We start from the raw sequence: 9539 nt of genomic DNA, 5'->3' as shown, positions 1-9539 counted from the left end.
ATAACTTCAAAAGCTTACCTATCACTATAATAAGAAGGCGCCTTTTTTATTGTACCTGATTCTAGAACAACACATTTTAGGATTAGTTATTGTGAAGGTTTCTACTTAAACTATAGGAGTGCTTATGTTCTGGTCAAGTTCTTCATGTTGATGGGGGAGAATCCACACATTCCTAATGAAAGGGGGTTACCATTTTGAGATATGAATTTAATCCAGAAATAAAGCTATTGCTACCCAAGTTACGAGCTAAATTATTCAATAATCTAAATAATAGCACTTGACACTTGCATTTTTTAGGGTGATATTTAAAAATGCAAGTGTCAAGTGTATAAAAATATTTTTTTATATTTTGATAAGTAGAGTATAGTTTTTAGGAAACGAATTGGTATCAAGTTTATAGGGTGGAAAGATAATTGGATACATTGTAATGAGGAACACAGAGATATAGTCCAAGAGGGGAGAACTATATGGAAGTTGAATTTAGTGAATTGAATCCAGTCAAGGAAGACTTTATAAGATTACATTAAACAACAGAATGGAATGCTAAAAGCTTGTATTCATATAACCAGCTATATACCGCAATTTGTAACAGCTGGTATTCCATTTCTATTTATTATAATAAAAATTTAATAGGCTTTGGCAGGATTCAGATGGGATTATCAAACTTTAATTTGTGATGGTCGATGCCGAATACCAAAAACAAGGCATCGGAAAAAAGTAATGACATCATTACTAAAAAATATGAGGAAGAAGATATTAAGTGGGTTCAATTATTTAGTGGAAAAGAAAAACAAGATTTTTATAAGAAATTAGGTTTTGAAGCCCCTGGTATGTCCTTATGTTTATAATTTATTAAAGCACAGATAGGGTCGCTGCTTATGAGGTTTTATCAATGTGTATCAAGTCCTTTACTAATTTAAGCCTAACTAAAAAAGTTAAGAGTAACAATTAAAAGCTTACATAACTGAAGCGGATAAGAGATTAAAAAGGGTATATTTTTTACACGATGTTGGGAGGGACATTAACTCCACTGCCACCAACTTTCAAAAGAAAGACAAACTACTCATTATTAAGGGGGATGAAAATGGAGCATATTGTAATTACTGCTGTATTAAAACCAAAAGAAGGCCTGCAGGGGCAACTATTATCAGAACTCAAAAAGGTACAAGCGGCATCAAGGGAAGAGGCGGGTTGTATAAAGTATGACTTGCACCAATCTGAAGACCAAACTTTTGTTTTATATGAAGTGTGGAAGGATGAGGAAGCGCTGGAACACCATATTCAGTCGGCTCATTATCAGGAATACAGGAACAATATTGCAGACCTTGTATCAACTAGAGAAGTGTATAAGCTAAAAATAATGGAATAAGTTCACAAAGATGGAGTGGCGGAACCGTCGGAAAAACCTGTTATATGCAGGTTTTTAGTGGTCTTTTTTTAGATGGGAGCTTTTCGCCGTATCTCCTTCGAAACAAATCTTTTGATTTGGACGGACCAGATGGTTAATATATTAATATCGCGAATTACCGATTTGGCGTGATGCTTTCAGATCATCTATCCAGCTTCCATTGGGATAGTGATAATCGATATAGAAAGAGGCAAATGACATTGAAGCAGGAATTGGAACGCTTAAATGATGAACAAGCCGTTGAAATTTTTAAGGCATTGTCGAACCAGACTAGGGTGAGCATTCTTCAAATGTTAAAAGATCCCGACAGTCATTTTTCACCGCAAGCCCATATTATTGCTGATGAAGGATTTGAAGGCGGGGTTTGCGTAGGGGATATCCGAAGCAAGGCCGGGATTTCGCAATCCACTACTTCACAGTATTTATCGATTCTGCTGCAAAGCGGACTGGTTGAAATGAAGCGAATCGGACAATGGACGTATTATCGCCGTAATGAGGAGACGATTAAAAAGTTCGAAAAATACATTGGTACAAAAATTTAAGGAGAATTGAAGTGAGTTTATTACAGCATCGAGCATTTAACAGGTTGTACCAACAGGATAAAATGACGCTTGGTTTCGCGATTCCGACGGCAAGGATGTCCAAATATCCGATTATGGAAAATCAGCTGTCGCTTGCCCGCAAAATTGAAGACCATGGTTTCGCGGCATTGTGGCTTCGGGACGTTACGATTCAGAATTTGAATATTGATGATAATGGTCAAATGTATGATGTATGGATTTATTTGACCTATCTTGCGGCCCATACCAAGGATATTGCACTTGGGACGGCGAGTGTGGTCCTCCCGCTGCGCCATCCTGTCCGAGTGGCAAAGGAAGCATCATCTATTGACCGGTTGTTTCCCGAACGCCTGATCATGGGAGTGGCTTCAGGAGACCGGGATAAAGATTTCACAGCTTTGGGAATATCCAAGCTCGAAAGTGGAGGGCTGTTTAAAAAGAATTATGCATTCCTTGAACGGCTGTTAAAGGAGGACAATCCGACAATTAACAGCGATTTAGGCATCATCGATGGAACGGATATGAGAATGATCCCCAAACCTTTTTCTTCGATTCCGACCATGGTGACAGGATTCAGCAATCAATCGATTGAATGGATCGCCCAGAATGGGGACGGCTGGATCCAGTACCCGAGGATTATCCCACAACAAACTCAATTGATTAACGAGTATCGCGAGTTGTCGGAAATTTACGCCCCAGGAGTGTTTAAACCTTTCACTCAGACTTTATTTATCGATTTATCGGAAAATCCCGATTCGATTCCTGTTCAGATTCCGTTAGGATTTCGTGTAGGGCGCAAACAGTTATTGGAAATTCTATATCAATTTCAATCCATTGGTGTCAATCACCTGGCATTTGTATTGTATTTTTCAAAGCGCCCTCCCGAGGAAGTCATCCAGGAGCTTGGAGAGTTTGTGTTGCCTTACTTTCCGACTCATGAAATTCCAGTATGAGATTAGTTTTTAAAAAAATTAGATAAGGGAAGAAGATGAACTTATGTCTAAACATGCAAATAAACTAAACGAAATTCCATTCTCGGTGCTTGATCTTTCACCGATAACAGCCGGAAGTACTCCTGCTGACTCTTTCCGCCATACATTGGAACTCGCACAGCTTGCTGAAAAACTTGGTTACAACCGTTTTTGGCTCGCAGAACATCATAATATGCCGTTTATAGCCAGTTCCGCCACTTCTGTGGTGATGTCCCATGTGGCAGCCGGTACATCAAAAATCAGGATTGGTTCAGGAGGAATCATGCTGCCGAATCACGCACCGCTCGTCATCGCTGAGCAGTTTGGCACTCTTGAATCATTATATCCTGGGCGAATTGACCTTGGTCTGGGGCGGGCACCCGGTACAGATCAGGGGACCGCTCGTGCATTGAGACGTGACTTGGGAAGTACCGGAGATGACTTTCCTGAGCAATTAGCGGAACTCCGCGGTTACTTTGATCCATCCCTGGCACAAGGGAACCCTATAAAAGCGATTCCAGGTGAAGGTTTGAATATTCCAATCTGGCTGCTGGGTTCAAGCGGCTTCAGTGCGCAGCTGGCCGGAGAACTGGGTTTGCCATTCGCGTTTGCCGCCCATTTCTCGCCACTTAACACTCTGGGTGCTCTACAGATCTATCGCAATGCGTTTAAGCCTTCGAATGTTCTCGATAAGCCGTATGCGATGGTGGCATTGAATATCATTACAGCAGAAACGGATAAAGAGGCAAAGCGCCTTTTTACAACAATACAGCAGCAATTTTTGAATCTGATGAGTGGCAACCTTACAGCGCTTCAACCACCGGTAGATGACATATCCGAAGTGGCCAGCAGCTACCAATTAAAGGCTCTCGAGCAGCAATTAGGCTCATCGATTGTTGGCAGCCAGCAGACGGTAAAGGACAAGTTGCATACATTTTTGGAGGAGAGCCAGGCAGATGAAATCATGGCCATTGCCCAAGTTTACGACCACAAAGCTCGCCTGCATTCATACGATCTTCTGGCAGAAATTACAAAAAGCGAAAGGTAAAAAGGAGGACATCAGCAAGGAAACCTTTTTGATTTTTCTAGGGCATTGAATATGGATGAAACCGTGAAATCAAGTTATGAGGTTATTTACAGGATTCCTTAATTAAAAAGATAAAAGTTGTTAGAATAGGAGACAATGATATGAACTGCAAAATTAACCGAAATGCTGCTAAAGTGCTGAAACAAATGTTGGAAAGTGAAGGGGCTGAAGGGAAAATGGTTCGTGTCTACGTTACATTGGACCATGGGGACCATGCCCATTATGAAGTGAAACTTGATACTCCCACGGACCATGATGAAATTGTGAAAACAGACAAAGGCATTGATGTTTTACTTGATAAAAGGGAACCGTTTTTAGATGGGGTTTGGATCAAGTATTTCTATGTGCCGCAAGCAGGATTTGACATCACGAATTCTTCCAAAGGGCATCACCATCATTAAACACATGACAGAGCGATACTAAATGTTTTTATACCCTCATATATCTAGCAGTAACATATACTAAACAAAGTGGATTACTTGTATTTATTGTGTTGAATGAGAATAATATCAATGATGCTTTTATAATTATAAGGGGGCTTATCATAATGAGCAAAAAAATCGCTACACTAATAACAGACTTATTTGAAGATGTAGAATTCACAGAACCAGCACAAGCATTTAAAGATGCTGGTCATTTATTAGCTGAATAATAGCGTAAGTACTCAATAGCATCGTTTTAGAAATTAATATTTCACAATGAATTTCAATACAAAAAAGGTTTTAATAAGAAAGGAGTTTTACTATGTCGTTAAATGGTAAACGAGTAGTTGTTTTAGGGGGTACTTCTGGTATTGGTTTAGCAACTGCCAAAGCGTTTCTCGATCAATCAGCTCAAGTGATCATTGCCAGCCGTTCTGTTTCCAAATTAAATGAAGCAAAACAAGTTCTTGGTGGCAATGTAGAAGGAAATGAAATCGATTTTCGAAGCGAAGAAAAAGTAGCAGAATTTTTCAGCAAGATTGGGCAATTTGACCACCTTGTGGTAACAGCAGGAGAAGGCGCAATGGGGCACTTTAGCGAATTGCCTGTGGCAAGTGCTAAAGAGGCGTTTGATAGTAAGTTCTGGGGGCAATATATTACCGTCCGTTCAGCACTTCCGTATTTAAACAATGAGAGTTCAATCACCTTAACCTCTGGTGTATATGGCGTTCGTCCTCCTCAAGGCGCTACTACGTTAGCGGCAATCAATTCAGCCATTGAAGGATTGGTTCGAGGACTTTCTGTAGACCTAGCCCCTATTAGGGTAAACGTGGTTTCACCTGGAATTGTAGACACTCCAATCTATGCTGGAATGCCAGATGATCAGAGGCAAGCACTGTTCAACGGCATTGCACAGCAGCTCCCTGTTGGACGGATTGCAAAGCCGGAAGACATAGCTGAAACCTATGTATACCTTGCTAAAAATGGTTTTACTACTGGTACGGCTGTTCTTATTGATGGTGGAGCCCACTTAGTATAATGGCCTACTAAATGGATGTTGAACGGAAGCTTATCACCCTGCCAAGCAGTGGTTCTGACCAAAATAGAAATAAGGTAAGAATTAAGTAATTTACTGGTGGCAATACTGCAAAAGAGTATTGCCGCCTTTTTTGTTATTAGGTGCAAAAAAGATACAAAAGGAAGTGAATTTTAATGAGTGTAGAGGACGAAAATAAATTAACAAAAATAAAAAATTCCCTTGAAAGTCGTGTAGTTACATTGCCTGATGGAACTTCTCTGCCAAGAATAGGACAAGGAACTTGGTACATGGGAGAAAATCCTCAAATAAGAGCAAGGGAAATCAAAGCTTTACAACTCGGAATAGAATTAGGCATGAAACTAATAGATACGGCGGAAATGTATGGTGATGGTGATTCTGAACGCTTAGTAGGTGAAGCAATTAAAGGACGTAGAGATGACGTCTTTTTAGTATCAAAGGTGTATCCTCATCATGCAGGATTAGATATGATTGCCAAAGCGTGTGAAAACAATCTAAAAAGGCTGGGAACCAATCATCTTGATTTGTACCTTTTACACTGGCGAGGACATGTGCCATTAGCAGAAACCATTGAAGGAATGGAAAAGCTATGCAAGGAAGGGGAAATAGTAAGGTAGGGAGTATCCAATTTTGATAACGATGATATGAAAGAGTTATGGAACACCACTAACGGAAAAAATTGTATGACTAATCAAGTATTATATCATCTTGGTTCAAGGGGTATAGAGTATAATCTCTTACCATGGCAGCGAGAATATCACATGCCTATTATGGCATATAGCCCGCTAGCTCAAGGAGGTTTTTTAAGAAGACAACTGTTAACGGATCCAACCATTTTACAGATTGCAGAAAAATACGCTGTACAACCCTTACAAATCGCTCTCGCTTGGACAATCCGTTCTAACAATTGTCTAGCTATTCCAAAAGCTGTTCAAGAAGAACATGTACTAGCAAATACGGAAGCTGCTATTATTGAATTAACAAAAGAGGATTTAAATAGACTTGATGAAGTATTTTCGCAACCGACTAGAAAAATGCCTTTGGACATTTTATAGAAATTTTAGAGGATAGACAAGAGAGAAGGGATTGAATGTGTATGTCAACAGAGGTATTGGAAGATTTACTCCAGATGCAGCGTCGAGGAGGCTCCCGGCTCGCCCGCGGAAAGTGAGCACATGGAGCCAATTGCTTTTTAACTATGAGCCCTCCCTTCACAAAGTAGCGGAATGGTGGAATTAGCTTACTTTTATGACTTTGGTTGGAATGTAGCTCTCTTTAATAATGGTGATTTTACTGCTGGAGTTCACTTGGAATTCGATGACCCTGAAATAGTTAAAATGAGTGGGGAAGAAAATGTTTTAACAGCCTCATTACACCCTACTTACATAATTATATGATCAAACTCTTAAAAAAAGAGGGAGAAAGGAATGTAATGGAGATAATTGCTCTATTTAAAGGATATGAATTCGAAGGAATTAGAGTGGATTTTTTATCAGGAAATAGGTGATTAAAGAAAATGAGAGGCAAAAAAGAGACTGAATGATCAGCTTAACTTACATAGTTTCATAACAGGGATGAGCATCTTTGGGTGATTTACGAGAAAAACCTTATAGTTTACTTCGCATGAAAATTGGCGAATTACCTGCTCCAGCCTTTTAATAATAATGGTCTACTTCCTTCACAGCAGTAGGTCTTTTAGATGTTATTCAGCTACTTCTAGCCTTTTCCGTTCAACCAAGATGAAGCAATCATGTTTTTTTGTCCTAGTCTTATTAAATTTGCAATTGACTTTCTTAACTGTAAATATTATAGTTACAGTATAGTAGCCGGCAAAATGTAATTTGTATTTGTTTTTTTGAAAAGTACTAATCGTTTTTTGGTCAAACTGTAATTTTTTATTTTACATTTCGGTCTGGCCAAACCAAACGTTTAATCACATAGACTACATGCAGGGCTGGTTGGTAAAGCAATTACTTAAATCAGGAGATGAGGAATGGTTTATTGAACTATCTTCTCAGATAAACTCCATGAGGCAGCTTGTTGATTCCATTAGATAACGTAAAAAAGAAATGTCGAATCGGTAGAATAAGTGCCTGTAAGTTCCTTGTAAGGTTCGGGGAGCGACAGGCACTTTTTTCACCTATCCAGCCAATCACCCATAACTCAGTGAGGGGTGATTCAAGTGTTGGATTGTAATCAAATGAACAAAGCTGCTTATCATCAACAGTTTTTTCGGCCATCTTGCCTGCCGGTAAAGCAGGCGGTCAGAGGATAAAGGTTCAAAATACAGTATATCGTTGTCCGAACACTTTGACCAATAAGGCAAAGGATAAAATGCTAGAGCTCATGATGTGTGAGAGGCCGGGGGTTAGTCACCCCTCCAGTTCTATTATTTAATTCATTAAACGACGGAAAAAATTAAAAGACATTCTATATGAATGCCCTTTATATTAACAGTCGATATTTAATTTTTTACCAATATCCTTAACAACATCCTCGAGCATCACGTTACACAATACTTTCTCCATTGCTAACTGTGCAGCTGAAAATATTGGCTCAATTGTGTTTTGGATGTGCCTTCCCACCGGGCAGTCGGGGTTAGGATTTTCGTGCATTCCAAGCAACTCATTCTTATACAACATTAACAGCCTTGTATACGTCAAGGAGTGTAAATTCCGACGTTTTCTTGGCAAGCTTGCGGCAAGGACAATTTAGAAATGGAAGATAATAGAATTTTAAGATACTATATGCAATTAGGCAGATGTGCAGTAACAGGGGAATTTTTGACATCCGATAGGATGCATTGTCACCATAAGTTACCCCGACATATGGGAGGTACAGATGAATTTAGCAATCTTGTAATCGTACATGAAGATGTACATAGACTGATCCATACCACTAGCGAAAAGACGATTGAACGATATAGGAACATTCTTCAATTAGATGGAAAACAATTGAAGAAGCTAAACCAATTTCGTAAAGTTTGTAATTTAATTGCTTTAGTCTAAAAGAATAAGATGGAACACCCAATGCGGTGAAAGTCGCACGTTGAGTGAGGAGCAGGGGAAAAGATGGAGATAACCTCAAAGTCTTACTATTGCTATTAACTATCCGTTAGCTTAGGAAAAAATTGAAGATTGGTTTAAAGCAGTTAAGTAGTTTATAAAGCTTTTTTATATCTTGTAGGTGATAAACTTATAAGATAGTTATAGATAAAAATATTTATGATGTTTAAAGGGAAATGTTTCGATTCTCAAAAAATTAGAGGCAAATATTTAGTTATCTATGGGTGAATTACACTACGAATAATGATTAAAGGAGGATGGACAGAATGATTCGTACAATGACGATGGAAGATATTGAAAGTGTATTAGAAATCTATAATGATGCTATTTTGAATACGACAGCGCTATATCGCACAGAGCCAGAAACGTTGGAAGAAAAACAAAGATGGTTTTTGGAAAATGTAAAGGAAAATAACCCGATGTACATTTATGAAGAAAATGGAGAAGTCATTGGTTTTGCCACATTTAAAAGATTTTATCCAAATGAAGGGTATAAATTTTCCATGGAACATTCTGTTTATGTCTCATCAAAACATCAAGGAAAGGGGGTTGGAAAACAACTTTTCCAAAAATTAATTGAAGAAGCGAAGAAACGAAAAGTGAGAACGTTAATTGCTGTTATTGATTCGGAAAATGTCGGAAGCATCAAATTGCATGAACAGTTTGGTTTTCATTTGGTCGGTAGATTAAAACATATCGGATATAAATTTGGAAAATGGTTAGACATTGTCCATTATCAATTAGATTTATATGAATGATGAATAAAAGAAAAGGGCTGGGCCCCCCCACCTATAAAAAAAGAGGAAAAATCTTCAAATTTCATCATTAAATCAATCGATCCATGAGATTGTAGTGTGGAATTTAGGGGATTTTACGTTGTTTTACAATTAACCAGCTAATAGAAGCTAGCCGTTATTCCAGAATCGGGCGCTTTCCTTGGTGCGAAATGTTCCTGGCCCAAATGAAATG

General features: G+C 38.7%; 9 protein-coding genes and 4 pseudogenes. 11 read left to right on the top strand and 2 right to left on the bottom strand.

Annotated elements, in window-relative coordinates; translation table 11 throughout:
• The first annotated feature begins 683 nt into the window (after positions 1–683).
• The 9 genes and pseudogenes from D1953_RS21875 (at position 684) to D1953_RS20715 (ending at position 6560) form a co-directional block, all read left to right on the top strand.
• Entirely contained in the window at positions 684–848 is a 165-nt protein-coding gene (locus D1953_RS21875; RefSeq protein ID WP_245980296.1) for a hypothetical protein, read from the top strand.
• 236 nt (positions 849–1084) lie between these two features.
• Positions 1085–1369: a putative quinol monooxygenase gene (locus D1953_RS20750; protein WP_098575183.1), complete on the top strand. Its 285-nt coding sequence runs from the start codon at positions 1085–1087 to the stop codon at positions 1367–1369.
• Between the two features lie 329 nt (positions 1370–1698).
• Positions 1699–1950, top strand: a complete 252-nt coding sequence (locus D1953_RS20745) for an ArsR/SmtB family transcription factor (protein WP_402923260.1) — start codon at positions 1699–1701, stop codon at positions 1948–1950.
• Positions 1951–1961: 11 nt separating this feature from the next.
• Positions 1962–2921 carry a TIGR03571 family LLM class oxidoreductase gene (locus D1953_RS20740; RefSeq protein ID WP_119119046.1) on the top strand — a complete coding sequence of 320 codons (960 nt, stop codon included), beginning with the start codon at positions 1962–1964 and terminating at the stop codon, positions 2919–2921.
• 43 nt (positions 2922–2964) lie between these two features.
• On the top strand, positions 2965–3987 hold the full coding sequence (locus tag D1953_RS20735) for an LLM class flavin-dependent oxidoreductase (RefSeq protein WP_119119045.1): 1023 nt from the start codon (positions 2965–2967) through the stop codon (positions 3985–3987).
• Positions 3988–4127: 140 nt separating this feature from the next.
• On the top strand, positions 4128–4427 hold the full coding sequence (locus tag D1953_RS20730) for an iron-sulfur cluster assembly accessory protein (RefSeq protein WP_119119044.1): 300 nt from the start codon (positions 4128–4130) through the stop codon (positions 4425–4427).
• Positions 4428–4573: 146 nt separating this feature from the next.
• Positions 4574–4663: pseudogene (locus tag D1953_RS20725) on the top strand (protease); the annotation flags it as partial.
• A gap of 107 nt (positions 4664–4770) precedes the next feature.
• Positions 4771–5487 carry an SDR family oxidoreductase gene (locus D1953_RS20720; RefSeq protein ID WP_119119043.1) on the top strand — a complete coding sequence of 239 codons (717 nt, stop codon included), beginning with the start codon at positions 4771–4773 and terminating at the stop codon, positions 5485–5487.
• Positions 5488–5660: 173 nt separating this feature from the next.
• Positions 5661–6560 (top strand): annotated as a pseudogene (locus D1953_RS20715) (aldo/keto reductase).
• A 951-nt stretch (positions 6561–7511) separates the two neighbouring features.
• Here the strand turns inward: D1953_RS20715 and D1953_RS21040 are convergent.
• Both D1953_RS21040 and D1953_RS21870 read right to left on the bottom strand, forming a co-directional pair.
• On the bottom strand, positions 7512–7745 hold the full coding sequence (locus D1953_RS21040; RefSeq protein ID WP_142920471.1) for a hypothetical protein: 234 nt from the start codon (positions 7743–7745) through the stop codon (positions 7512–7514).
• Between the two features lie 210 nt (positions 7746–7955).
• A pseudogene (locus D1953_RS21870) lies at positions 7956–8202 on the bottom strand (Rrf2 family transcriptional regulator); the annotation flags it as partial.
• A 17-nt stretch (positions 8203–8219) separates the two neighbouring features.
• On the opposite strand from D1953_RS21870, the pseudogene D1953_RS20705 reads away from it, so the two are divergent.
• Positions 8220–8513: pseudogene (locus D1953_RS20705) on the top strand (HNH endonuclease signature motif containing protein); the annotation flags it as partial.
• A 323-nt stretch (positions 8514–8836) separates the two neighbouring features.
• Positions 8837–9328 (top strand): GNAT family N-acetyltransferase, encoded by a 492-nt coding sequence (locus D1953_RS20700; RefSeq protein WP_119119041.1) that lies wholly within the window; start codon positions 8837–8839, stop codon positions 9326–9328.
• Positions 9329–9539: the final 211 nt, after the last annotated feature.

Source organism: Peribacillus asahii, assembly GCF_003570725.1.
Taxonomy (GTDB): domain Bacteria; phylum Bacillota; class Bacilli; order Bacillales; family DSM-1321; genus Peribacillus; species Peribacillus asahii.
Note: the sequence above shows the minus strand (reverse complement) of the source record. Positions and strands in the feature narration are given on the sequence as shown.

What these genes read in the sequence shown, in the direction of transcription:
- D1953_RS21875 (WP_245980296.1), top strand. Translation starts at nt 684, where the DNA reads ATGCCGAATACCAAAAACAAGGCATCGGAAAAAAGTAATGACATCATT.
- D1953_RS20750 (WP_098575183.1), top strand. Translation starts at nt 1,085, where the DNA reads ATGGAGCATATTGTAATTACTGCTGTATTAAAACCAAAAGAAGGCCTG.
- D1953_RS20745 (WP_402923260.1), top strand. Translation starts at nt 1,699, where the DNA reads ATGTTAAAAGATCCCGACAGTCATTTTTCACCGCAAGCCCATATTATT.
- D1953_RS20735 (WP_119119045.1), top strand. Translation starts at nt 2,965, where the DNA reads ATGTCTAAACATGCAAATAAACTAAACGAAATTCCATTCTCGGTGCTT.
- D1953_RS20730 (WP_119119044.1), top strand. Translation starts at nt 4,128, where the DNA reads ATGAACTGCAAAATTAACCGAAATGCTGCTAAAGTGCTGAAACAAATG.
- D1953_RS20720 (WP_119119043.1), top strand. Translation starts at nt 4,771, where the DNA reads ATGTCGTTAAATGGTAAACGAGTAGTTGTTTTAGGGGGTACTTCTGGT.
- D1953_RS21040 (WP_142920471.1), bottom strand. Translation starts at nt 7,745, where the DNA reads ATGGCCGAAAAAACTGTTGATGATAAGCAGCTTTGTTCATTTGATTAC.
- D1953_RS20700 (WP_119119041.1), top strand. Translation starts at nt 8,837, where the DNA reads ATGATTCGTACAATGACGATGGAAGATATTGAAAGTGTATTAGAAATC.